This is a genomic window from Streptomyces sp. NPDC093591, assembly GCF_044764885.1.
Lineage (GTDB): Bacteria > Actinomycetota > Actinomycetes > Streptomycetales > Streptomycetaceae > Streptomyces.
The window spans coordinates 63,770-87,627 of record NZ_JBIWIY010000031.1; the positions used below are offsets into that span (position 1 = coordinate 63,770).

Consider the following 23,858-nt stretch of genomic DNA (forward strand, 5'->3'; position numbering starts at 1 on the left):
GTGAGGACATAACGCGATGCTCGCCTGCCGATCGACATGCAGTATCAGACCCGCGTCTGACCCCACGGTCGGCTGACCCCGATGCGTGCCGATCGCGTCTTCGCGTACGGCGCCGCCGCCGGACTCCTCGGTGACCTGCTGCTCGGCGACCCTCGCCGGGGGCATCCGGTCGCCGCGTTCGGGCGTGCCGCCGGCGCCGTGGAGCGGGTGTTGTGGCGGGACCACCGAGGGTGGGGCGCGCTGCACACCGCCGTGTGCGCCGGTGGCGCCGTAGCGCTCGCAGCCTTCGCCGCTCGTGCCGTACGTACCTCTCCCGCCGCCTCTCTCGCGCTGACCGGCGCCGCCACCTGGGCCGTCGTCGGGGGGACTTCGCTCGCCCGGGAGGCCCGGGTCATCGGGCGTGCCCTGGAGGCCGGCGATGTCGAGGCGGCCCGGGCGCGGCTGCCGCATCTGTGCGGGCGGGATCCGCAGGCGCTGGACGCGGACGGGATCGCCCGGGCCGTGGTCGAGTCCGTCGCCGAGAACACCTCCGACGCGGTCGTGGGGGCGCTGGTGTGGGGGGCCTTGGGAGGAGTGCCGGGGCTGGTCGGGTTCCGGGCCGTGAACACGCTCGACGCCATGGTCGGGCACAAGTCGCCCAAGTACCGGCGGTACGGGTGGGCTTCGGCCCGGCTCGACGACGTCGCCGGGTGGCCCGGGGCGCGGCTCACCGCCGTGCTCGCGGCTGTGGCGGGGGGCGATCCGCGGGGGGCCGTGCGGGCCTGGCGCGCCGATGCCGCCAAGCATCCGAGTCCCAACGCCGGGCCGGTCGAGGCGTCGTTCGCCGGTGCCCTCGGGGTGCGGCTGGGCGGGACCCTGTCGTACCGGGGGCGGGTCGAGCACCGGCCCGTGCTCAACGGCGGTGCCGGGCGCGCCGTCGTCACCGGCGACATCGAGCGTGCCGTACGTCTCTCCCGGCGCGTCGGTTGGCTCGCGCTCGGCGTCAGTGTCGCCGCGCGCCGCATCGTGAAGGGGCGTACGTCATGACGGGCGGTGGGCTTCTCGTCGCCGGTACCACCTCCGACGCCGGCAAGAGCGTCGTCACCGCCGGGATCTGCCGGTGGCTGGTGCGGCAGGGGGTCAAGGTCGCGCCCTTCAAGGCGCAGAACATGTCCCTCAACTCGTTCGTGACGCGGGAGGGGGCCGAGATCGGCCGGGCGCAGGCCATGCAGGCGCAGGCCTGCCGCGTCGAGCCGACCGCGCTCATGAATCCCGTACTGCTCAAGCCCGGTGGCGAGCAGAGCAGTCAGGTCGTGCTCATGGGCAAGCCGGTCGGGGAGATGAGCGCCCGTGGGTATCACGGCGGTCGGCAGCAGAAGCTGCTCGGGACCGTGCTCGACTGTCTTGCCGAGTTGCGGGGCACGTATGACGCGGTGATCTGTGAGGGGGCCGGCTCTCCCGCCGAGATCAATCTGCGGCGGACGGACATCGTGAACATGGGGATCGCGCGCAATGCGCGGCTGCCCGTGCTCATCGTCGGTGACATCGACCGTGGCGGGGTCTTCGCCTCGTTCTTCGGGACGGTCGCGCTTCTGTCCCCCGAGGACCAGGAGTTGGTCGCCGGGTTCCTCGTCAACAAGTTCCGGGGGGACGTCTCGCTGCTCGAACCCGGTCTCGACATGCTGCACGGCCTCACCGGCCGGCACACGTACGGCGTCCTGCCCTTCCAGCACGGGCTCGGCATCGACGAGGAGGACGGGCTGCGGGTGTCCCTGCGGGGCGCGGTGAGGGAGTCGCAGGTCTCCGCGCCCGTCGGCGAGGACGTGCTGCGCGTCGCCGTCTGCGCCATCCCCCTCATGTCGAACTTCACCGACGTCGACGCGCTGGCGGCCGAACCGGGTGTCGTCGTGCGGTTCGTGGACCGGCCGGAGGAACTCGCCGACGCCGATCTCGTCGTGATTCCGGGGACCCGGGGGACGGTCAAGGCCCTGGAGTGGCTGCGGGAGCGGGGACTCGCGGACGCGCTGGTCCGAAGGGCCGCCGAGCAGCGGCCCGTTCTCGGCATCTGCGGCGGCTTCCAGATCCTCGGCGAGCACATCGAGGACGAGGTCGAGAGCCGCAAGGGGCAGGTGGAAGGGCTCGGTGTCCTTCCCGTGCGGGTGCGGTTCGCGCGCGAGAAGACCCTCACCCGGCCGGTGGGGGTAGCCCTCGGCGAGCCCGTCGAGGGGTACGAGATCCATCACGGGGTCGCTTCCATGGCCGGCGGCGAACCCTTCCTTGACGGCTGCCGGGTCGGCCAGACCTGGGGCACGCACTGGCACGGCTCGCTGGAGTCGGACGGTTTCCGGCGGGCCTTTCTGCGTGAGGTGGCGGCCGCCGCGGGCCGTCGCTTCGTGCCGGCCGCCGACACGTCGTTCGCCGCGCTGCGCGAGGAGCAGCTCGACCGGCTCGGCGACCTGATCGAACAGCACGCGGACACGGACGCGCTCTGGCGGCTCATCGAGTCGGGCGCGCCGCAAGGACTGCCTTTCATTCCACCGGGAGCGCCCGCATGAGCACTGTGTTGTTGTTGTCGACCGCCGACACGGACCTGCTGGCGGCCCGCGCCGCCTCCGGTGCCGACTACCGGATCGGCAACCCGACCCGCGTGGACGTCGAGAGCGAGCTGCCCGCACTGCTCGACGGCGCGGACATCGCCGTCGTACGACTGCTGGGCGGCAAGCGGGCCTGGGAGGACGGGCTCGCCAAGCTCAAGGGGTCCGGCGTGCCGACCGTGCTGCTGGGCGGCGAGGCCGTCCCCGACGCCGAGTTGATGGCCGAGTCGTCCGTGCCGGCCGGTGTCGTCGCCGAGGCGCTGAAGTATCTCGTCGAGGGCGGGCCCGCCAACCTCACCGAACTCGCCCGGTTCCTCTCCGACACCGTGCTGCTGACGGGCGAGGGGTTCGTCGAGCCGCAGAAGATGCCGGAGTACGGCGTCCACGGCGAGCGTCCCCTCCTCGACGGCCGTCCGACGGTCGGCGTGCTCTTCTACCGGGCCCATGAGCTCAGCGGCAACACCGCCTTCGTGGACACCCTGTGCGACGCCATCGAGGCTCAGGGCGCCAACGCCCTGCCGGTGTACTGCGGTTCGCTGCGCGGGGCCGACGCGGAGCTCTACGAGATCCTCGGCAAGGCCGACGCCCTGGTCGCCACCGTCCTCGCGGCGGGCGGCACGCACGCCTCGCAGGCGTCGGCGGGCGGCGACGAGGAGGCCTGGGACATCGGCAGGCTCGCCGAGCTGAACGTCCCCGTGCTGCAGGGCCTCTGCCTCACCTCGTCGCGGGCCGCCTGGGACGAGTCCGACGCCGCGCTCTCCCCCATGGACGCGGCGATGCAGGTCGCGATCCCGGAGTTCGACGGGCGCCTGATCACCGTGCCGTTCTCCTTCAAGGAGCAGGGCCCGGACGACGTGCCCGTGTACGTCGCCGAACCGGAGCGGGCCGCGCGCGTCGCGGGGATCGCCGTACGGCACGCGCGGTTGAAGCACAAGCCGAACGCCGACAAGAAGCTCGCGCTCGTCTTCACCGCCTACCCGACCAAGCACTCGCGCGTCGGCAACGCGGTCGGCCTGGACACGCCCGCGTCGGCGGTACGGGTCCTGGACGCGCTGAAGGCCGCCGGGTACGGCCTCACCGAGTACCCCGACAACGGCGACGAGTTGATCCACCGGCTCATCGAGGCCGGCGGGCACGACGTCGAGTGGCTCACCGAGGACCAGCTGGCCGCCGCGCCCGCGCGGGTGCCGCTGGCCGACTACCGGACCTGGTTCGACAAGCTGGATCCCGAGCTGCGCGACGCCATGCTGGAGGCGTGGGGCGAACCGCCGGGTTCGCTGTACGTCGACGGCGAGGACATCGTCCTCGCCTCGCTCCAGTTCGGGAACGTCGTCGTCATGATCCAGCCGCCCCGCGGCTTCGGTGAGAACCCGATCGCGATCTACCACGACCCGGACATGCCGCCGTCACATCACTACATGGCGGCGTACCGGTGGCTGGACAACTCGTTCGGCGCCGACGCGATCGTGCACATGGGCAAGCACGGCACGATGGAGTGGCTGCCCGGCAAGGGGCTCGGGCTCAGCGGCGGTTGCGCGCCGGACGCCGTTCTCGGTGATCTGCCGCTGATCTACCCGTTCATCGTCAACGACCCCGGCGAGGGCACCCAGGCCAAGCGCCGCGGTCACGCCACCGTCGTCGACCACCTCGTGCCGCCGATGGCACGGGCCGACACCTACGGTGACCTGGCCAAGCTGGAGCAGCTCCTCGACGAGTACGCGCTCGTCTCCGACCTGGACCCGACGAAGGCGCCCGCGGTCCGGGCGCAGATCTGGACGCTGGTCAAGGCGGCCGAGCTGCACCACGACCTGCACGTGGACGAGCAGCCGGACGACGAGGAGTTCGACGAGTTCGTCATGCACATCGACGGCTATCTGTGCGAGATCAAGGACGTGCAGATCCGCGACGGGCTGCACATCCTCGGCGGCGGGCCGGTCGCCGAACCGCGCGTCAACCTCGTGCTCGCCGTGCTGCGCGCCTCGCAGGTGTGGGGCGGGCAGGCCAATGCCCTGCCGGGGCTGCGGGCTTCGCTGGCCGCTCATTTCGGGCTCGACGAGAAGGAGTTGCTGGGCGAACCGGGTGCGCCGCTGAAGGTGCCGGTGGAGCTGTCCGACCTCGTCGAGGGCCCGTCGCGTACGGCGGCCGACGCGATCGACCTGCTGGAGCAACTGTGCCGGCGGGTCGCGGAGGGGATGGAGTCCCTGGCGTGGGACGCGGCGGCCGTCCCGGCTCTCGTCCGTGACGTCCTCGGCACCGAACTCCCCGACGCCGTCGCCGTGTTGGAGTTCGCCTGCGCCGAGGTCGTGCCTCGCCTGGCGAGGACCACCGACGAGATCGGCCACATCCTCAAGGCCCTCGACGGCGGTTACGTCCCGGCCGGTCCGTCCGGCTCGCCCACCCGCGGACTGGTCAACGTCCTGCCGACGGGCCGGAACTTCTACTCCGTCGACCCCAAGGCCATCCCGTCCAGGCTGAGTTGGGAGGTCGGCCAGTCGCTCGCCGACTCGCTGGTCGCCCGCTACCTCCAGGACACCGGCGAGTACCCGAAGTCCGTCGGCCTGACGGTCTGGGGCACGTCCGCGATGCGCACCCAGGGCGACGACATCGCCGAGATCCTCGCGCTGCTGGGCTGCCGCCCGGTGTGGGACGACGCCTCGCGCCGGGTGACCGGCTTCGAGGTGATCGGCCTGGAGGAGCTGGGGCGGCCGCGCATCGACGTCACGGTGCGCATCTCCGGCTTCTTCCGGGACGCCTTCCCGCACGTCGTCGGCCTCATCGACGACGCGGTGCGGACGGTGGCCGAGCTGGACGAGCCGGGCGACCGGAACTTCGTCCGCGCCCACGCCGACGAGGACACCGCCGAGCACGGCGACCGGCGGCGCGCGACGGCCCGCATCTTCGGCTCCAAGCCGGGCGCGTACGGCGCCGGCCTGCTGCCGCTGATCGACGCCCGGAACTGGCGCTCGGACGCCGACCTGGCCGAGGTGTACGCCGTCTGGGGCGGTTACGCCTACGGGCGCGGGCTCGACGGGCGGGCGGCGCGCGGGGACATGGAGACCGCGTTCAAGCGGATCAACGTCGCCGCGAAGAACGTCGACACACGTGAGCACGACCTCGTCGACGCCGACGACTACTTCCAGTACCACGGCGGCATGGTCGCCATGGTGCGGCACCTGACCGGAGCCAACCCCGAGGCGTACGTGGGCGATTCGGCGACTCCGGACCAGGTGAAGACCCGCACGCTGGGCGAGGAGACGCACCGCGTCTTCCGGGCCCGCGTGGTCAACCCCCGCTGGATGGCGGCCATGCGCCGGCACGGCTACAAGGGCGCCTTCGAGATGGCGGCGACCGTGGACTACCTGTTCGGCTACGACGCCACGGCGGGCGTCGTCGACGACTGGATGTACGAGAAGCTGGCGGCCGAGTACGTCTTCGACGCCGAGAACCGGGACTTCATGAAGAAGTCCAACCCGTGGGCGCTGCGCGGCATCACCGAGCGACTCCTCGAGGCCGCCGACCGCGGGCTGTGGGCCGAGCCGGACGCCGACACGCTGGAGCGGCTGCGGGCCACCTACCTGGAGCTGGAAGGCGACTTGGAGGGCGACGAGAAGTGACCACTCCCTTTCCCTTTACGGCCGTTGTCGGCCAGGACGACCTGCGGCTCGCGCTGCTGCTGAACGCCGTGTCCCCCGCGGTCGGCGGTGTGCTGGTGCGCGGTGAGAAGGGCACCGCCAAGTCGACGGCCGTACGGGCGCTTTCGGCGCTGATGCCCGAGGTGCCGGTCGTCCCCGGGTGCCGTTTCTCGTGCGACCCGGGCGCCCCCGACCCCGCGTGCCCGGACGGGCCGCACGAGGCCGGGGCGGGCACCGAGCGCCCCGCCCGCATGGTCGAGCTCCCCGTCGGCGCCTCCGAGGACCGGCTGGTGGGCGCGCTGGACATCGAGCGGGCACTGTCGGAGGGCGTGAAGGCCTTCGAGCCGGGCCTGCTCGCCGACGCCCACCGCGGAATCCTGTACGTCGACGAGGTCAACCTCCTCCACGACCACCTGGTCGACCTGCTCCTCGACGCGGCGGCGATGGGCGCGTCGTACGTGGAGCGCGAGGGCGTCTCCGTCCGGCACGCCGCGCGTTTCCTTCTGGTCGGCACCATGAACCCCGAAGAGGGCGAGCTGCGGCCGCAGTTGCTCGACCGGTTCGGGCTGACCGTCGAGGTCGCGGCCTCGCGGGAGCCGGACCAGCGGGTGGAGGTCGTACGGCGCCGGCTCGCGTACGACGACGACCCGGCCGGCTTCGCCGCGCGCTGGGCGGACGAGGAGGCCGCCGTACGGGCGCGGATCGTGGCGGCGCGGGAGCTGCTGCCGTCGGTGCGGCTGGGCGACGGGGCGCTGCGGCAGATCGCGGCGACATGTGCCGCCTTCGAGGTGGACGGCATGCGGGCCGACATCGTGATGGCCCGTACGGCCACCGCGCTGGCCGCATGGGCCGGGCGGACGGATGTGCTCGCCGAAGATGTACGGCAGGCGGCGCTGCTCGCGCTGCCGCACCGCAGGCGCCGTAATCCCTTTGACGCGCCGGGACTTGACGAGGACAAGCTCGACCAGACGCTGGAGGAGTTCTCCGGTGAGGGTGAGGGCGACGAGGATCCCGACCCCGACGGGCCCGGCGGGGGCGGCGGGCAGCCGCCGTCCGAGGGACCGCAGGCCGACGGTGGTTCCGGTGCGCGGCCCGAGGCCGACGAGGGCGGGGAGCCGCAGGCTTCCGGGGCCGGTCCGGGCGAGCAGTCCGCCGTACGGGCCGCCGAACCCTTCCGCACGAAGGTGCTCAGCGTGCCCGGCATCGGCGAGGGTGCCGCCGGGCGGCGGTCGCGGGCGCGGACGGAGCACGGGCGGACCACGGGAGCACGGCGTCCCCGAGGGGCGCTGACCAAGCTGCACTTGGCGGCTACCGTCCAGGCCGCCGCGCCGCATCAGCGGGCGCGGGGGCGCTCTGGGCGGGGGCTCGTCGTGCGGCGGGACGATCTGCGGCAGGCCGTTCGGGAAGGGCGCGAGGGGAATCTCGTGCTGTTCGTCGTGGACGCCTCCGGGTCGATGGCGGCCCGGCAGCGGATGAGTGCGGTGAAGGGGGCCGTGCTGTCGCTGCTGCTGGACGCCTACCAGCGGCGGGACAAGGTGGGGCTCGTGACGTTCCGGGGGTCGGCCGCCGATGTGGCGCTGCCGCCCACGTCGTCGGTGGATGCCGCCGCGGCCCGGCTGGAGTCGCTGCCGACCGGTGGACGTACTCCGCTCGCGGCCGGGCTGCTCAAGGCCCATGAGGTACTGCGGGTGGAGCGGCTGAGGGATCCGGCTCGGCGGGCGCTCGTCGTGGTGGTGACCGACGGGCGGGCCACGGGTGGCCCCGAGCCGGTCGCGCTCGCGGGGCGGGCGGCTCGGCTGTTCGCGGCGGAGGGCGTCGCGTCCGTGGTGGTCGACTGCGAGTCGGGGCCCGTGCGGCTGGGGCTCGCGGGGCAGCTCGCGGGCGAGCTGGGCGGGACGGCGGTGACGCTGGACGAGTTGCGGGCGGAGTCGATCGCCGGGCTGGTCAGGGATGTACAGGGTGGGTCGAAGAGGAGGGCCGCGTAATGCCGCAGGGACAGCCGAGTGTGGTGCCGGACGACGGTCTGACGACTCGTCAGCGTCGCAACCGGCCACTCGTCGTCGTGCACACGGGCGTCGGGAAGGGCAAGTCGACCGCCGCGTTCGGGCTTGCCCTGCGCGCCTGGAACCAGGGGTGGCCCATCGGGGTGTTCCAGTTCGTCAAGTCGGCCAAGTGGAAGGTCGGCGAGGAGAACGCGCTGCGGGTGCTCGGTGCCAGTGGTGAGGGCGGGTCCGTCGACTGGCACAAGATGGGTGAGGGCTGGTCGTGGGTGCAGCGTGACGATCAGATGGACAACGAGGAGAAGGCCCGGGAGGGCTGGGAGCAGGTCAAGCGGGACCTGGCCGCCGAGACGTACAAGCTGTATGTGCTCGACGAGTTCGCCTATCCCATGCACTGGGGGTGGGTGGACACCGACGAGGTCGTCGATGTGCTGCGGAATCGGCCCGGGACCCAGCATGTGGTCATCACCGGGCGGAACGCGCCCGAGAAGCTCGTCGACTTCGCCGATCTCGTGACCGACATGTCCAAGGTGAAGCACCCGATGGACGTGGGCCAGAAGGGCCAGAGGGGCATCGAGTGGTGACTTCCTCCGTCCCTCGGCTGGTCATTGCCGCGCCCTCCTCGGGCAGCGGCAAGACCACCGTTGCCACGGGGTTGATGGCCGCGTTCGCCGCGCGGGGGCTTGCCGTGTCCCCGCACAAGGTGGGGCCGGACTACATCGATCCCGGGTATCACTCGCTCGCCACCGGGCGGGTCGGGCGGAACCTCGACGCGTATCTGTGCGGGCCGGAGTTGATCGGGCCGTTGTTCCTGCACGGGGCGCGGGGGTGTGACGTCGCTGTCGTCGAGGGCGTCATGGGGATGTACGACGGGGCCGCGGGGGAAGGGGAGCTGGCGTCCACCGCGCATGTGGCGAAGTTGCTGCGGGCGCCTGTGGTGCTCGTCGTCGACGCGTCGTCGCAGTCTCGGTCCGTTGCGGCGCTGGTGCATGGGTTCGCTTCGTGGGATCCCGAGGTGCGGGTCGGGGGCGTGATCCTGAACAAGGTCGCGTCGGATCGGCATGAGGAGTTGCTGCGGGAGGCGTTGGACTCGGCCGGGGTGCCTGTGCTGGGGGTGCTGCGGCGGGTGGCGCAGGTGGATACGCCTTCGCGGCATCTGGGGTTGGTGCCGGTCGCCGAGCGGCGCGGTGCCGCGGTGGACGCGGTGGCGGCGATGGCCGAGCAGGTGCGTGCGGGGTGTGACCTGGAGGGGTTGCTGGGGCTGGCGCGGAGTGCGGGTGCGTTGTCGTGTGCGGCTTGGGACGCGGCTGAGGTCGTCGTTTCCTCGCCCCCGCCGCCCCTACCCGTCCCATCCCTGGGGGCTGCGCCCCCAGACCCCCGCTATCGGCCCTTCGGGCCTCGTCCTCAAACGCCGGACGGGCTGAAGGGTGCGGACCGGCCTGTGAGAGTTGCCGTCGCCGGTGGTCCCGCGTTCACCTTCTCCTACGCCGAGCACGCCGAGCTGCTCGCCGCCGCCGGTGCCGACGTCGTTCCCTTCGACCCCCTTCGCGACGAGCGACTTCCCGACGGCACCCGAGGCCTGGTCGTCGGGGGCGGGTTCCCCGAGGTGTACGCCGCCGAGCTGTCCGCCAACGAGCCGCTTCGCAAGGCCATCGGTGATCTCGCGTCGAGCGGCGCTCCCGTCGCCGCCGAGTGTGCCGGGCTGCTCTACCTCTGCCGTGAGCTCGACGGGCAGCCGATGTGCGGGGTGCTCGATGCCACCGCGCGGATGAGCGAGCGGCTCACCCTCGGGTACCGGGACGCCGTCGCCGTCAGCGACAGTTCACTCGCGACGGCCGGGATCCGGATGCGGGGGCACGAGTTTCATCGGACCGTCGTCGAGCCCGGCTCGGGGGCGGCGCCCGCCTGGGGGGTCAGGAGCCCCCAGCGGCGGGTCGAAGGTTTCGTACAGCAGGGCGTGCACGCGAGTTATCTGCACACGCACTGGGCCTCGCAGCCCGGTGTCGCCCGTCGGTTCGTGGAGAGGTGCCGGACGTCATGAGCAGCAGCAGGTTGATCGGAGTCGGGGTGGGTCCCGGCGACCCGGAGCTGGTGACCGTCAAGGGCGTCAACGCTCTGCGCGCCGCCGATGTCGTCGTCGTACCCGTCATGGACACGGGTGAGCGGGGGCGGGCCGAGGCCACCGTGCTGCACTACGTGCCCGAGGAGAAGGTCGTACGGGTGGTGTTCGCGCTCAACGAGCGGACCGACCGGGCTCGGCGCGAGGCCGCCTGGGACGCGGCGGGCGAGCGGGTGGCCGAGCTGCTGCGCGGGCATGCCGCCGTGGCCTTCGCGACCATCGGCGATCCCAACGTCTACTCCACCTTCACCTATCTCGCCCAGACCATCGGTGAGTTGGTGCCCGACACCGTCGTGGAGACCGTGCCCGGCATCACCGCCATGCAGGACCTCGCCGCCCGTTCGGGAGCCGTGCTCACCGAGGGGACCGAGCCGCTCACCCTCGTGCCGGTCACGGCGGGGGCGACGGTGCTCAAGGAGGCTCTCGGCGGGCCCGGGACCGTCGTCGCCTACAAGTTCGGGCGGCAGGCCGCGGAGGTCGCCGAGGCGCTGCGGGAGACCGGGCGGATCGAGGACGCGGTGTGGGGGTCGGCGCTGGGGCTGGCGGAGGAGTCGATCCGGCCGGCCGCCGACCTCGGCGGCACCCCCCTGCCCTATCTCTCGACGCTCATCGCACCCGCCCCGCGCGACGGCGGACGCGGCGGCAAGCTCTGACGCCCGCAACACCCAGGACACCCAACCCCGCTGACCCTGTAGGAGAGGACCGATCCCCCATGGCCGATGCCCCCACCGGCAAGGTGACCTTCGTCGGTGCCGGCCCCGGCGCCGCCGATCTGCTGACGTTCCGTGCCGCGCGTGCCATCGCCGAGGCCGACGTCGTGATCTGGGCGGCCAGCCTGGTGCAGGCGGAGGTCCTCCAGCACGCGCGTGAGGACGCCGAGATCCTCGACTCGGCGACCATGTCCCTGGAGGACGTCGTCGCCGTGTACGAGCGGGCCCACGGGGCCGGGCTCAAGGTCGCGCGCATCCACTCCGGCGACCCCGCCCTGTGGGGCGGTACGCAGGAGCAGCTCGACCGGTGTGCCGGGATCGGCGTCGAGACCGAGGTCGTGCCCGGGGTCTCCGCCTTCTCCGCCGTCGCCGCGCTCGCCCAGCGGGAGCTGACGATCCCCGAGGTCGCGCAGTCCGTCGTGCTGACCCGGCTCGGTGGCGGCAAGACGCCGATGCCGCCGGGCGAGGAGGTGCGGGAGTTCGCCAAGCACGGGACCACCATGGCGATCTTCCTGTCGGCCGCCCGTAGCGGGCAGCTCGTGCGGGAGCTGCTGGAGGGCGGGTATCCGACGTCCACGCCGGTCGTCGTCGCCTACCAGGCGACCTGGCCGGAGGAGCTCGTCGTGAAGTGCACGATCGGCACGCTGGAGGAGACCGTCAAGGAGCACAAGCTCTGGAAGCACACCCTGTTCCTGGTCGGCCCGGCCCTCGACGCGCACGGCACGCGCTCGCACCTCTACCACCCCGGTCACTTCCATGGATACCGCAAGGCCGACCCGCAGGCGCGGCGGGCGCTGCGCGAGCGCGGGGCGAGCACGTGATCACGGTCGTCGGTACGGGGACGGGGGCGCCGCCCGCCGAGGAGGTCCTCGCCGGTGCCGAGCTGGTCGTCGGCGGGCGGCGGCATCTGGAGGCCGTACGGCTGCCGGACGGGGTGGAGCGGGTCGTGCTCGGGGCGCTCGCGCCCGCCCTCGACACGGTCGAGGAGTACGTGGCGAAGGACCGGCCGGTTGTGGTGCTGGCCTCCGGCGATCCTGGGTTCTTCGGGATCGTGCGGGCGCTCGCCGAGCGGTTCGGGCCGGAGCGGCTGGATGTGCGGCCGGGGGTGTCGTCCGTCGCCACCGCCTTCGCGCGGCTCGGGCTGACCTGGGACGACGCGATCGTGGTCAGCGCGCATGGGCGGGATCCGCGCACGGCCGTCAATGTCTGCCGGGCCCATCCCAAGGTCGCGGTGCTGACCGGGCCGGGGGCCGGGCCGGCCGAGCTGGGTGCGGCCCTGCGGGACAGCGGGCGTGTGCTGGTGGTGGCCTGCGCGCTGGGCGATCCGGAGCGGGAGCGCGTGGAGCGGGTGACGCCCGCCGAGGCGGCGGCCCGTGACTGGGGTACGGCGGTGAGCGTCGTGCTCTGCCTGGACGAGACACGGATGCTCGGCCCGGTGCGGACGCTCGCGGGGCCGGAGGTACGGCCAGCCGGATGGGCTCTGGACGAGGCCGACTTCGCGCACCGCGACTCGATGATCACCAAGTTCGAGGTGCGGGCGCTGGCCCTGGCCCGGCTGGGCCCACGCCTCGGCGACCTGGTGTGGGACGTCGGCGCGGGCTCCGGCTCGGTGGCCGTGGAGTGCGCCCGGCTCGGGGCGGCGGCCGTCGCCGTCGAGAAGGCACCCGACGGGGTGGCGCGGATCCGCGCCAACGCCGCCGCGCACGGCGTGGACGTGCGGGTGGTGCACGGCTCGGCGCCGGACGCGCTGACGGACCTCGCCGACGACCCCGACGCCGTGTTCGTCGGCGGTGGCGGGCGTGAACTGCCCGCCGTCGTCACCGCCTGCGCGCGGCGCGCCCGGCGCACGGTGGTCGTCGCCATGGCCGCCCTCGACCGGGTACCGGCCGCCCGTGAGGCGCTGAAGAGTGCCGGGTTCGACTGCGACGGGGTGCTGTTGCAGTCGTCGCGGCTCGCGCCGCTGCCGGGGGACGTGACCCGGCTGGCGGCGACCAATCCCGTGTTCCTGCTGTGGGGCGTCCGGCCTCCAGTACGTACTGAAGAAGGAGTTGCCCAGTGATCGGCCTCATTTCCGCCACCGCGGCGGGGGCGGCGGCACGCGACCGGCTGGCCGCGGCGTGGCCGGACCGCGTGCGCGTGTACGACGGGCCCGTCGGGGACGCCGTACGGCGGGCGTTCGCGGAGTGCGAGCAGCTCGTGTGCTTTCTCGCGACGGGAGCGGTCGTCCGGCTGATCGCCCCGCTGCTGGGTGACAAGGCGACCGACCCGGGTGTGGTGTGCGTCGACGAGGGCGGGCGGTTCGCCGTGTCGCTGGTCGGCGGCCACGGCGGCGGGGCCAATGAACTCGCCCGCGAGGTCAGCGAGTTGCTGGGGGCGGCGCCCGTGGTGACGACGGCGACCGATGCCGTGGGGCTGCCCGGTCTGGACACGCTCGGGTTCCCGGTGGAGGGCGATGTCGCCGCGGTCTCGCGGGCCCTGCTCGACGGGGAAGCGGTGGCTCTTAAGGCCGAGTCGGCCTGGCCGCTGCCGCCGCTCCCGGTCGCCGCCGAGGGTGCCTACACCGTGCGGCTGACGGACCGGGCCGTCGAACCGGCCACTCACGAGGTCCTGTTGCGCCCGCCGTCCCTCGTCGTCGGCGTCGGTGCCTCCAAGGGCGCCCCCGTCGACGAGGTGCTCGCGCTGATCGAGCGCGCGCTCGGCGACGCCGGCCTCTCCCCCAGGTCCCTCGCCGAACTCGCCACCGTCGACGCCAAGGCCGACGAACCCGGCATCGTCGGGGCCGCCGAACGCCTCGGCGTCCCCCTCGTCACCCACTCCGCCGAGGAACTGGCCGCCGTCGAGGTCCCCAACCCCTCCGACGCGCCCCTCGCCGCCGTGGGCACGCCCTCGGTCGCCGAGGCCGCCGCGCTCGTGGGCGGCGGTGAACTCCTCGTACCCAAGCGGAAGTCGGAGCGCGCCGACGGGCAGCCGGCGATGGCGACCTGCGCCGTCGTACGGCGGCCCGGGCGCGGACGGCTCGCGGTCGTCGGTCTCGGACCCGGCGCCCGGGACCTGCTCACCCCGCGTGCGAAGGCCGAGCTGCGGCGGGCCTCCGTGCTCGTCGGGCTCGACCAGTACGTCGACCAGATCCGCGACCTGCTGCGGCCCGGCACCCGGGTCCTGGAGTCGGGGCTCGGCGCCGAGGAGGAGCGGGCCCGCACGGCCGTCGCGGAGGCCCGCAAGGGGCAGGCGGTCGCGCTCATCGGCAGCGGGGACGCCGGCGTGTACGCCATGGCCTCCCCCGCGCTCGCCGAGGCCTCCGACGACATCGACGTGATCGGGGTGCCGGGTGTCACCGCCGCCCTCGCGGCCGCCGCGATCCTCGGTGCGCCGCTCGGGCACGACCATGTGTCGATCAGCCTCTCCGACCTGCACACCCCGTGGGAGGTCATCGAGCGGCGGGTGCGGGCCGCGGCCGAGGCGGACATCGTGGTCACCTTCTACAACCCCCGTTCCCGGGGCCGCGACTGGCAGTTGCCCAAGGCCCTCGCGATCCTCGCCGAGCACCGCGAGCCGACGACGCCGGTCGGTGTCGTACGGAACGCGTCGCGGCCGGACGAGTCCGGCCGGCTCACGACACTGGGCGCCCTCGACCCGGCGACGGTCGACATGATGACGGTCGTGACGGTGGGCAACACGGCGACCCGGGACATCGCGGGGCGCATGGTGACGCCGCGCGGCTACCGCTGGCAGGAGGCCGAGTGAACCGCGTCGTTCATCCCATCGAGGAGGAGTCCTACCGGCGGCTGCGCGCCCGCCTGGACACCTCGCACTTCCCGCCGCTGACCAGAGCGGTGGTGGAGCGGGTCATCCACTCCGCGGCCGACCTGGACTACGCCACCGATCTCGTCATGGACGAGGGCGACCTGGAGAAGGCGCACGCGGCCCTGCACGCGGGCGCGCCCGTCGTCGTGGACGTGGAGATGGTCGGGGCCGGCATCACCCGGCGTGAGACCGTGTGCCGGCTCAAGGATGCCGTGGCCGGGCCGGGGCTGACCCGTTCGGCGCACGCGATACGGCTCGCTTACGAGCAGGTCGGCCCGGGCGCGCTCTGGGTGATCGGCAACGCGCCCACCGCGCTGGAGGAGTTGCTGACCCTCGATGCCTCCCCCGCACTCGTCATCGGCCTGCCCGTCGGCTTCGTCGGCGCGGTCGAGTCCAAGGCCGCGTTGCGCGAGAGCGGGCTGCCCGCCGTGAGCAACGTGTCCGAGAAGGGCGGTTCGGCGGTCGCCGCGGCCGCGCTCAACGCCCTGCTGTACCACCCCACTTCAGATCCCGAGGAGAAATCGTGACCACCCCGCCGCCCGCCCTGCTCATCGCCGGTCATGGCACCCGGGACGATGCCGGAGCCGAGGCGTTCCGCGACTTCGTCCGGGAGCTGGGGGCCCGCCACCCCGGCCTGCCCGTCGCGGGCGGCTTCATCGAGCTGTCTCCGCCGCCGCTGGGCGAGGCCGTGACCGAACTGGTCGAGCGGGGCGTACGGCGTTTCGCCGCCGTGCCCCTGATGCTGGTGTCCGCCGGGCACGCCAAGGGGGATATCCCGGCGGCGCTGGCCCGCGAGAAGGAGCGGCACCCCGGGATCTCGTACACCTACGGCCGCCCGCTCGGCCCGCATCCGTCGCTGCTGTCTGTCCTGGAGCGGCGCCTCGACGAGGCGCTCGGCACCGAGGGCCGCACGCCCGGGGACCGGGCCGATGTGACCGTGCTGCTCGTCGGGCGCGGGTCGACCGACCCGGACGCCAACGCCGAGGTGCACAAGGCGGCGCGGCTGCTGTGGGAGGGGCGCGGATACGCGGGCGTGGAGACGGCGTTCGTGTCGCTCGCGGCGCCGGATGTGCCGAGCGGTCTCGACCGGTGCGTGAAGCTGGGGGCGAAGCGGATCGTCGTCCTGCCCTACTTCCTGTTCACGGGCATCCTGCCGGACCGGGTGCGGCAGCAGACGGAGGGCTGGGCGGCCGCGCACCCGGAGGTGGAGGTGCGCTCGGCGGACGTCATCGGCCCGGAGCCGGAGCTGCTCGACCTGGTGATGGAGCGGTACCGGGAGGCCCTGGAGGGCGACCTGCGGATGAACTGCGACTCGTGCGTGTACCGCATCGCGCTGCCCGGCTTCGAGGACAAGGTGGGCATGCCCCAGCAGCCGCACTTCCACCCGGACGACGACGGCCACCACCACGGGCACGGTCATCACGACCACGGCCACCACCACGGCAGCCACTCCCATGCCCACTGAGGCGCACGACCTGCGCCACCACGGTGACGCCGAGGTCCGCGACGACGGCTCGGCGCTGGTCGACCTCGCCGTGAACGTCCGCGCGGACACGCCGCCCACCTGGCTGCGCGAGCGGATCGCCGGGTCGCTGGGCTCCCTCGCGGCCTACCCGGACGGGCGGGCCGCGCGGGCGGCGGTGGCGGCGCGGCACGGGCTGCCGCCGGAACGGGTGCTGCTGACGGCGGGTGCGGCGGAGGCGTTCGTCCTCCTCGCCCGTGCCCTGAAGGTGCGGCGGCCGGTCGTCGTGCACCCGCAGTTCACGGAGCCGGAGGCGGCCCTGCGGGACGCGGGGCACACCGTCGACCGGGTGCTGCTGCGGGAGGAGGACGGCTTCCGGCTCGATACGGCGGCCGTTCCCGAGGACGCCGACCTGGTGGTCATCGGCAATCCCACGAACCCGACGTCGGTGCTGCACCCGGCCGCGTCCCTGGCCGAACTCGCCCGGCCCGGGCGGACGTTGGTGGTGGACGAGGCGTTCATGGATGCGGTGCCGGGTGAGCGGGAGGCGCTGGCGGGGCGCACGGACGTGCCGGGTCTGGTGGTGCTCCGCAGCCTGACCAAGACGTGGGGCCTGGCCGGCCTGCGCATCGGCTATGTCCTCGCCGCCCCGGACACCATCGCCGACCTGGAGCGCGCCCAGCCCCTGTGGCCGGTCTCCACGCCCGCGCTCGCCGCCGCCGAGGCCTGCGTGTCGTCCCCGGCCCTGGCGGAGGCGGGCCACGCGGCCCACCGCATCGCCGCCGACCGCGCCCATCTCGTCGCGGGGCTCGGCGAGTTCGCCTCGGCCGGACTCCGGGTCGTCGAGCCCGCTGAGGGTCCCTTCGTCCTCGTACGCCTGCCCAGGGCGGCCGCCGTACGCCGGTACCTGCGCGAGCTCGGGTTCGCGGTGCGGCGCGGGGACACCTTCCCCGGGCTGGGCGAGGAGTGGCTGCGGCTGGCGGTGCGGGACCGGGGGACGGTCAACGGGTTCCTCGGGGCGCTGGATCAGGCGATGGCCCTGGCGCGCCGCTGAGCGCGGCGGGCACCCGCTCGGGGGTGCCGTCGGGGAAGCGGATCTCCACGGTGCCGTCGGCGGTGACGGTGGCGCTCGCCCCCGTGAGCGGTGTGTGCGGGGCCGCGCCCAGCACCACGAGGGTCACCAACAGCCGGGGGCTCTGGGGCAGTTGGAGCACCGGAGTCGCCGAGTGGTGGCCGACGGCATTCGTGCCGACGCCGCGCACGACCACCGCCTCGGCGTCGTCCCAGCCGTACAGGCCGACGACCGCGCTGGTCAGCCCGTCCGAGCGGCGGGCCAGCGCCCGGCCGGAGCCGGTGCGCGCGAGTGGGGGTGCCGTGTCGTCGGCCACCGCCCAGCCGCCCTCCCGCACGGGCGTGCCGGGCGGTACGTCGAGCCGGTGCACCCGCACCTCCCACGGGCCGTGCACCACACTGACGGTCTCGATACGGCCGTCCTGCCAGGATCCGGCCCGCCGTCCCTGGGCGCCGAGGGGATGGATGCGTCCGCGCCGGGAGGGCGCTCCGCCGGGGCCCAGCAGGGCGATGTGGTTGTCGACGCCCGGCGTTTCGGGGGCGGTCGCGCTGGAGTAGGCGAACCGGGCGTAGTGGGGGCTGTCGTCGGCCGTGGCGGGCGGGGGCGGGAGGCGGTCGCTGCCGTGGTTGACCAGCCGTACGATCCCGTCGGCGGCGGTGGAGTGCAGCAGCCAGCCGGGGGCGGGCAGGGCCAGGCGGACGTCCTCCGTGTCCACGGGGGCGGGCTCCTCGGGTGCCGTCCAGACGGGGTGGTCGGCGGGCAGCAGCAGCCCCAGGAAGGCCTTGCTCGCCCAGTACGGGGAGGCGGGGCCCGAGTAGCGCTGGGTGACGGGGAGGAAGGGCCGGTACCAGCCGAGGGTGAGCAGGCCCCGCGCATCGGGCACCCCCCGCTCGGCGAAGTGCTTCAGCGCACCGGACGCGAGCCGTCGGGTGCGGCCCGCCGGGAGCGGGGTGGCGTCGGCGATGGCGCCCGCCCACAGCGGGGCGGTGGTCGCGAAGCGGTAGGTGAGGGAGCGGCCCTGGTGGACGGGGGCGCCGTCGGAGCCGAAGAAGTGCTGGTGGACGGCGAGGAACTCGCGCAGCCGGGCACGGTGGCGCGCCACGGTGGCCGCCCGCGCCCGCGGACCCGCGATCCGCGCCCACAGCACCGGATACAGGTGCAGCGCCCACGCGTTGTAGTAGTCGAACTTCCGCCCGTCCCCGTCGGTGTACCAGCCCCCGCCCCGGTACCAGTCGTCCAGGCGGGCGAGCCCGGCGTCGATCTCGGCCCGGCTGTGCGGGGCGCCCACGGAGGCGAGGAACTCCTCCGTGATGACCTGGAACAGCCGCCAGTTGGAGTCGTTGACGTCCGCGCCGACGAACCCGCCGAGCCAGGCGCACACCCGCTGCCGTACGCCGTCGTCGAGGTGGTCCCACAGCCAGGGGCGGGACTCGTGCAGCGCGATGGCGAGGGAGGCGGCCTCGACCATGGGCTGGGCTCGGTCGGTGATGGGGGGCCAGTGTCCGGGGTGGTGCGGGTCGGTGCCGGTGGCCAGGCCGGTGGCGTACCGCTCGATGAGCGCCGGGCCGACGCGGCCGCCGGAGCCCGCGATACGGAAGGCGGCGAGGAGGAAGGAGCGCGCGAAGCCCTCCAGGCCGTCGGACCAGGGGCCGGAGTGGCTGGGCGGGCCGGGCAGGCGGTACTGGGCGAAGCCCGGTGCGGCGTACGGCAGCAGCCCGTCGAGGAGCCGGTCGGCGATCGCCTCCCAGTGGGCGCGGGTCCAGCCGGTGCGGGGCGAGAGCACCGGGTCGGCCGGGGGGAGGCCGGGGAGGTTCGGCAGGTCGGGAGGGGGCGGCGGACTCGGCGGGTGCGTCGGGTCGTCGGGGGGCGACACGTGCGGCGCGGTCATACGGGGGCGGGTCCTCCGTCGGTCGGTCGTGGCCGGGGTGGGGCGACACTGCGGCGTACGACGATGTGGGTGCCGAGCAGATGGCGGCCGCCGCCGGAGTGCTCGGGGTCGCGCAGGGCGATGCGGACGGCGGCGCGGCCGAGTTCCTCGGCGGGGGTGCGGACGGTGGTGAGGGGCGGGTTGAAGTCCTCGGCGAGGGGGATGTCGTTGTAGCCGACGACGGAGATGTCGTCGGGAACGCTGAGCCCCGCGTCCGCGATGGCCCGCAGGGCGCCGGCCGCCACCATGTCGTCCCCGGCGAAGACGGCGGTGAACTCCCGTGTGTCCTTGAGGAGTTCGGTCATGGCGCGCAGGCCCGCCGTACGGCCGAGACCGCAGTCGACGACGTGCGCGGCCTCGCCCGGCAGCCCGTGTTCGGCGAGCGCGGCCCGGTAGCCGGCGACGCGGGCCTCCAGCGCGGTGTTGCCGGGCAGTCCGCCGAGGAAGACGATCCGGCGGTGACCGGCGGACAGCAGGTGCCCGGTGATCGCCCGGGCGCCCGCCTCGTTGTCGAACTCCACGACCAGCGCGGGGATCTCGGGGTCGGGCGCCGGGCGTGCGCACAGCACGAGCCGGGCGCCGGAGGAGTCGAGCGCCTGGGCGTAGTGGGCGACGCGCTCCCGGTAGGCGTCGTCCTCGACGACCCCGCCGACCAGGATCACCAGCCGCGCCCCCTCCTCCCGCATCAGCTGCACGAACTCCATCTCGCGCTGCGGATCCCCGCCGGTCGCGCCGACCACGCACAGCCAGCCCCGGTCGGCGGCCTCCGCCTCCACGCCCTCGGCGACCTGGGCGTAGAAGGGGCTGGTGACCTGGCGGACGACGACGGCGGCCATCTTCCGGCCGCCTCCCACCAGCGCCCGGGCGTGCGCGTTGGCGACGTAGTCCAGGTCACGCGCGGCGCGCAGCACACGAGCCCGGGTCGAGGCGGGCACCGGATGGTTGCCGCTGAGCGCCCGCGACGCCGTGGCGATCGACACGCCCGCCCGCTCGGCGACCTCGCGGATCGTGACCCGCCGCCTGGACCCGGTGTCCGCCATGTCGTTCCCCATCCCCCGCATCTCCTGTTCCACGAGCGGCTGTTCAGTCGCCGGCCCCGCCGGCCGCGTAGTCCTTCGCGAACTCCTCGGCCATTCTGTCGCCGCCCCTGGCCCGCCACTTCTTCACGGTCGCGTCCCACTCCGACAGCGGCAGCCGACCCGCGACGATCCCGGTGACCGTGTCGTCGAGGAGGGCCTTGAGGGTGGTGCCCTGCGCGTTCTTGGTACGGGACTGCAGGCCGAAGGAGGCATCGCGGACGGCGTGCGGCACGACCTCGCGCTGCCAGGCGTGCAGGGCCCGTACGGCATCGGGCATGCCCGGCACGAACAGCACCTGCGGGCCCTCGGCGAGGTACTTCAGCGGCAGGTTGGTGTTGTTCTCGACCTCGCCGAGCTTGGTGGGCTCGGGTGAGCCGTCCTTGGCGCGGGTGAAGTGGGTGCCCTCGACGCCGTAGTGGACGAGTTCCCACTCCTTGCTGCCGAAGGGGGCGGCGAGGAAGTCGAGGAGGCGCAGCAGCATCTCGACGCGTTCCTTCTTCGCCTTCTTCAGGACGGTGTAGCCGAAGGAGCGGCGGGCGGCGACGATGCCGCCGGGCGTGCCGTCGACGCTGTACGGCAGGGCCGCGGCCGGGGTCATCCCGTTCGGGGCCTCCCGGTACTTGGGCAGGTAGGCGCCGAAGCCGTCCTGCATGGAGCCGACGGTGCCGTTGTAGAAGAGGGTGGTCAGGTCGATCTGGGAGATGGACGTGGCGTCCGGGTGGTACGAGCCGTTCTTGCGGAGCTGGGCCTGGAAGGCGATGGCCGCCTTGTAGCGTTCGTCGGCGCAGCCCGGCCGGAACGTGCCGTCCTCGGTGACCGCCCAGTTCTGCGGCGCGTTGTGGGCGGCGGAGTGCACGGCGTTGCCGAACAGGGAGCCGTTGGCGGCGCCGAGTGCGTACGTCTTCCCACCGGTCGCCCGCTTCGCGACCGCGGCGAAGTCCCCGGACGTCCAGCCCTCCTTCATGCCGGCGTCGGTGAACATGCCCTGGTTCAGCCAGAGCGTGGAGCCGGGCAGCGGGCGCTCCAGCGGGATGCCGTGGATGCGGCCGCCGATACGGCCCATGTCGCGCCAGGCGTGGGTGGGGATGTTCGCGAGGTTGGGGTAGTCGGCGATCGCGTCGCCGGAGAGGTACGGCGTGAGGTCCTCGGCGCGCCGCTGCACGAACTCGGCCTCGCGGGGCAGGACGAACCCGGAGAACAGGTTGATGACGTCCGGCAGGGTGTCGGTGTCACCGGCCATGACCGTGGCCATCTTCTTCTGGTAGTCGGCCTGGGAGACGATGGTGTACTCGATCTTCACGCCGAGGGCGTTCTCGACGGCCGCCCAGAACCGGTTGGCGGAGGCGGGCTTCGGGGGCGTGCCGAACGACACCGACATGACCTTGACGGTGGAGCCGTCGCCCGGCGGGCGGGAGACGGACTGCACCAGGTCGGAGGGGTAGGCGGTGTATCCCGCCTGCACGCCGGCCTCGGTGGGGGCGAGGTCCGGCTTGGGGCCCGGAGCGGGCGTGTGGGCGGGCCAGGGCGCGAGCTTCTTGCCCGCGTTGGAGACGTCGCTGTCGCCGGAGCCCGTGGAGCAGGCGGTCAGCACACCGGGGACGGAGGCGGCGGCCAGGGAACCGAGCAGGGTACGTCGGGACATGCGGGGCATGGGTGAATCACCTCGTGTCGGCTTGTGTCAGCTCTTGATGGCGCCGGTGAGCACGCCCTTGGTGAAGTACTTCTGCAGGAAGGGGTAGACCAGCAGGATGGGCACGGTGGCGATCACGAGCACCGCCATCTGCACGGTCTGCGGGGCGGTGACCGTCCCCTCGCCCGTGGTGGCGTCGGTGAGTCCGGAGCCCGCGATCACATAGGTGCGCAGCACCTGTTGGAGGGGCCAGTGGTCGCTCTCCAGGTAGAGCGAGGCGTAGAACCAGGAGTTCCAGTACGCCACCGCGTAGAACAGGCCGACGACGGCCAACGCGGCCTTGGACAGCGGCAGTACGACCGACCACAGCACCCGCCAGTCCCCCGCCCCGTCCAGTCGTGCGGCCTCGTACAGCTCCTCGGGGATGCCCTGGAAGAAGCCGCGCAGGACGACCAGGTTGAAGACGTTCACGAGCACCGGCAGGACCAGCGAGGCGTAACTGTCCAGCAGTCCCAGCTCCTTGACCAGCAGGAAGCTCGGGATCATGCCGGGCGGGAAGAGGAACGTGAACAGCACGAGCAGCAGGACGGGCCTGCCGCCGAGGACGCCGGGGCGGGAGAGGGCGTAGGCGAGGCAGACGGTGCAGGCGAGGCTGAGCAGGGTGCCGACGAGCGTGACGCCCGCGCTGACGCCGAGGGCGTGGGTGACGATGCCGCCGTCGAGGATGTCGCGGTAGGCGTCGAGGGTGGGCTCGGTCGGCCACAGCACCCAGCCGCCGTTCGCCACGACCTCGTCCGTGGAGGCCAGCGAGGTCGAGACGATGACGAGGAACGGAACACAGACCAGGAGGACGACGGCGGCCAGGGCGAGCGCCTTGCCGGCCTGGGTCACCGGCTGCGGCTTCTCCATCCAGCCCGGACGGACCCGGCTGCTCACTTGTAGACCCCCTGTTCGCCGAGGCGGTGGGCGACCTTGTTGGCGGCGTAGACGAGCAGCGCACCGATGACGCCCTTGAACAGGCCCGCGGCGGCGGCGAATCCGTAGTCGCCGCCGACGATGCCCTGGTAGTAGACGAAGGTGTCGATGATCTCGGCGGCCTCGGGGCCGACCGCGTCGCGCTGGAGCAGCATCTGCTCGAAGCCGACGGAGAGGATGTCGCCGAGCCGCATGATCAGCAGCAGCACGATCACCGGGCGGATGGCGGGGAGCGTGACGTGCCAGAAGCGGCGCCAGGGGCCGGCGCCGTCGATCGCGGCGGCCTCGTACTGCTGCTCGTCGACCTGCGCGAGGGCGGCGAGGAAGATGATCGTGCCCCAGCCGGCGTCCTTCCAGATGACCTGGGCGACGACCAGCGGGCGGAAGGCGTCGGGGTCGCCGATGATGTCGACGGTGCGCAGGCCCAGGCCGTCGAGGCCGGAGTTGAGCAGCCCCGTGTCGCCGAGGACCTGCTGGAAGAGGGCGACGACGATCACCCACGAGATGAAGTGCGGCAGATACGCCACCGACTGCACGAAGCGGCGGACCGTGCTCCAGGTGAGGCTGTGCAGGAGCAGGGCGAGGGCGAGCGGCACCGGGAAGTAGAAGACGAGCTGGAGGACGGCGATCCAGACGGTGTTGAGGACGGCGTCCCAGAACGCGCCGTCCTCGAACATCCGCCGGAAGTTGCCGAGACCTACCCAGGGGCTGCCCCAGAGGCCGTCGAAGGGGACGTACTCCTTGAAGGCGATGACGTTGCCGACCAGGGCGCCGTAGTGGAACAGCAGGAAGTAGGCGAGTCCGGGGAGCATGAGCAGGAGGAGGGCGCGGGACTGAAAACGTTTGCGCTCCACTGATCCCCTCGTCTCTCGAAG

At 73.1% G+C, this 23,858-nt stretch carries 18 protein-coding genes; 13 read left to right on the forward strand and 5 right to left on the reverse strand.

Annotated elements, in window-relative coordinates; all coding sequences use genetic code 11:
- The first annotated feature begins 81 nt into the window (after window positions 1-81).
- Genes ACIREI_RS43930 through cobC form a run of 13 tightly spaced genes read left to right on the forward strand, consistent with a single transcriptional unit; the run spans window position 82 to window position 17,354 of the window.
- Window positions 82-1,026 (forward strand): cobalamin biosynthesis protein, encoded by a 945-nt coding sequence (locus ACIREI_RS43930; protein ID WP_403345750.1) that lies wholly within the window; start codon window positions 82-84, stop codon window positions 1,024-1,026.
- Entirely contained in the window at window positions 1,023-2,534 is a 1,512-nt protein-coding gene (locus ACIREI_RS43935) for a cobyric acid synthase (protein WP_403345751.1), read from the forward strand. The genes ACIREI_RS43930 and ACIREI_RS43935 overlap by 4 nt, the downstream gene beginning before the upstream one ends.
- Window positions 2,531-6,187 (forward strand): cobaltochelatase subunit CobN, encoded by a 3,657-nt coding sequence (cobN, locus tag ACIREI_RS43940; RefSeq protein ID WP_403345753.1) that lies wholly within the window; start codon window positions 2,531-2,533, stop codon window positions 6,185-6,187. The genes ACIREI_RS43935 and cobN overlap by 4 nt, the downstream gene beginning before the upstream one ends.
- The gene (locus tag ACIREI_RS43945) at window positions 6,184-8,190 is read left to right on the forward strand and encodes a putative cobaltochelatase (protein ID WP_403345755.1); all 2,007 of its coding nucleotides are present in this window, start codon (window positions 6,184-6,186) and stop codon (window positions 8,188-8,190) included. Before cobN ends, ACIREI_RS43945 begins: the two co-directional genes overlap by 4 nt.
- On the forward strand, window positions 8,190-8,789 hold the full coding sequence (gene cobO, locus ACIREI_RS43950) for a cob(I)yrinic acid a,c-diamide adenosyltransferase (RefSeq protein WP_403345757.1): 600 nt from the start codon (window positions 8,190-8,192) through the stop codon (window positions 8,787-8,789). Before ACIREI_RS43945 ends, cobO begins: the two co-directional genes overlap by 1 nt.
- Entirely contained in the window at window positions 8,786-10,246 is a 1,461-nt protein-coding gene (locus ACIREI_RS43955; protein WP_403345759.1) for a cobyrinate a,c-diamide synthase, read from the forward strand. Before cobO ends, ACIREI_RS43955 begins: the two co-directional genes overlap by 4 nt.
- Window positions 10,231-10,977, forward strand: a complete 747-nt coding sequence (gene cobI, locus ACIREI_RS43960) for a precorrin-2 C(20)-methyltransferase (protein ID WP_403345761.1) — start codon at window positions 10,231-10,233, stop codon at window positions 10,975-10,977. Before ACIREI_RS43955 ends, cobI begins: the two co-directional genes overlap by 16 nt.
- A 59-nt stretch (window positions 10,978-11,036) precedes the next feature.
- Entirely contained in the window at window positions 11,037-11,855 is an 819-nt protein-coding gene (gene cobM, locus ACIREI_RS43965; protein WP_403345762.1) for a precorrin-4 C(11)-methyltransferase, read from the forward strand.
- Window positions 11,852-13,093: a precorrin-6y C5,15-methyltransferase (decarboxylating) subunit CbiE gene (cbiE, locus tag ACIREI_RS43970; RefSeq protein ID WP_403345764.1), complete on the forward strand. Its 1,242-nt coding sequence runs from the start codon at window positions 11,852-11,854 to the stop codon at window positions 13,091-13,093. Before cobM ends, cbiE begins: the two co-directional genes overlap by 4 nt.
- The gene (cobJ, locus tag ACIREI_RS43975) at window positions 13,090-14,778 is read left to right on the forward strand and encodes a precorrin-3B C(17)-methyltransferase (RefSeq protein WP_403345766.1); all 1,689 of its coding nucleotides are present in this window, start codon (window positions 13,090-13,092) and stop codon (window positions 14,776-14,778) included. Before cbiE ends, cobJ begins: the two co-directional genes overlap by 4 nt.
- Window positions 14,775-15,365, forward strand: a complete 591-nt coding sequence (locus tag ACIREI_RS43980) for a precorrin-8X methylmutase (RefSeq protein ID WP_403345768.1) — start codon at window positions 14,775-14,777, stop codon at window positions 15,363-15,365. Before cobJ ends, ACIREI_RS43980 begins: the two co-directional genes overlap by 4 nt.
- Window positions 15,362-16,303, forward strand: a complete 942-nt coding sequence (locus tag ACIREI_RS43985; protein WP_403345769.1) for a sirohydrochlorin chelatase — start codon at window positions 15,362-15,364, stop codon at window positions 16,301-16,303. The genes ACIREI_RS43980 and ACIREI_RS43985 overlap by 4 nt, the downstream gene beginning before the upstream one ends.
- A complete protein-coding gene (cobC, locus tag ACIREI_RS43990; protein WP_403345771.1) occupies window positions 16,293-17,354 on the forward strand; it encodes an Rv2231c family pyridoxal phosphate-dependent protein CobC in 1,062 nt (353 codons plus the stop codon). The genes ACIREI_RS43985 and cobC overlap by 11 nt, the downstream gene beginning before the upstream one ends.
- On the opposite strand, the gene ACIREI_RS43995 is transcribed toward cobC, so the two are convergent.
- Genes ACIREI_RS43995 through ACIREI_RS44015 form a run of 5 tightly spaced genes read right to left on the reverse strand, consistent with a single transcriptional unit; the run spans window position 17,302 to window position 23,795 of the window.
- The gene (locus ACIREI_RS43995; protein WP_403345773.1) at window positions 17,302-19,260 is read right to left on the reverse strand and encodes a DUF2264 domain-containing protein; all 1,959 of its coding nucleotides are present in this window, start codon (window positions 19,258-19,260) and stop codon (window positions 17,302-17,304) included. The two genes, cobC and ACIREI_RS43995, sit on opposite strands and share 53 nt — an antisense overlap.
- Window positions 19,257-20,351, reverse strand: a complete 1,095-nt coding sequence (locus tag ACIREI_RS44000) for a LacI family DNA-binding transcriptional regulator (protein ID WP_403345775.1) — start codon at window positions 20,349-20,351, stop codon at window positions 19,257-19,259. The genes ACIREI_RS43995 and ACIREI_RS44000 overlap by 4 nt, the downstream gene beginning before the upstream one ends.
- A 31-nt stretch (window positions 20,352-20,382) precedes the next feature.
- Entirely contained in the window at window positions 20,383-22,029 is a 1,647-nt protein-coding gene (locus ACIREI_RS44005; RefSeq protein WP_403345776.1) for an extracellular solute-binding protein, read from the reverse strand.
- A gap of 27 nt (window positions 22,030-22,056) precedes the next feature.
- The gene (locus ACIREI_RS44010) at window positions 22,057-22,944 is read right to left on the reverse strand and encodes a carbohydrate ABC transporter permease (RefSeq protein WP_403345778.1); all 888 of its coding nucleotides are present in this window, start codon (window positions 22,942-22,944) and stop codon (window positions 22,057-22,059) included.
- Window positions 22,941-23,795 (reverse strand): ABC transporter permease, encoded by an 855-nt coding sequence (locus ACIREI_RS44015; RefSeq protein WP_403345794.1) that lies wholly within the window; start codon window positions 23,793-23,795, stop codon window positions 22,941-22,943. Before ACIREI_RS44015 ends, ACIREI_RS44010 begins: the two co-directional genes overlap by 4 nt.
- Window positions 23,796-23,858 lie beyond the last annotated feature (63 nt).

Excerpts from the sequence above, each read along its gene's own strand:
- ACIREI_RS44005 (WP_403345776.1), bottom strand. The coding sequence starts at position 22,029 with ATGCCCCGCATGTCCCGACGTACCCTGCTCGGTTCCCTGGCCGCCGCC.
- cobC (WP_403345771.1), top strand. The coding sequence starts at position 16,293 with ATGCCCACTGAGGCGCACGACCTGCGCCACCACGGTGACGCCGAGGTC.
- ACIREI_RS44015 (WP_403345794.1), bottom strand. The coding sequence starts at position 23,795 with ATGCTCCCCGGACTCGCCTACTTCCTGCTGTTCCACTACGGCGCCCTG.
- cobO (WP_403345757.1), top strand. The coding sequence starts at position 8,190 with ATGCCGCAGGGACAGCCGAGTGTGGTGCCGGACGACGGTCTGACGACT.
- ACIREI_RS43995 (WP_403345773.1), bottom strand. The coding sequence starts at position 19,260 with ATGACCGCGCCGCACGTGTCGCCCCCCGACGACCCGACGCACCCGCCG.
- cobM (WP_403345762.1), top strand. The coding sequence starts at position 11,037 with ATGGCCGATGCCCCCACCGGCAAGGTGACCTTCGTCGGTGCCGGCCCC.
- ACIREI_RS44000 (WP_403345775.1), bottom strand. The coding sequence starts at position 20,351 with ATGGGGAACGACATGGCGGACACCGGGTCCAGGCGGCGGGTCACGATC.
- ACIREI_RS43930 (WP_403345750.1), top strand. The coding sequence starts at position 82 with ATGCGTGCCGATCGCGTCTTCGCGTACGGCGCCGCCGCCGGACTCCTC.
- ACIREI_RS43935 (WP_403345751.1), top strand. The coding sequence starts at position 1,023 with ATGACGGGCGGTGGGCTTCTCGTCGCCGGTACCACCTCCGACGCCGGC.
- cobN (WP_403345753.1), top strand. The coding sequence starts at position 2,531 with ATGAGCACTGTGTTGTTGTTGTCGACCGCCGACACGGACCTGCTGGCG.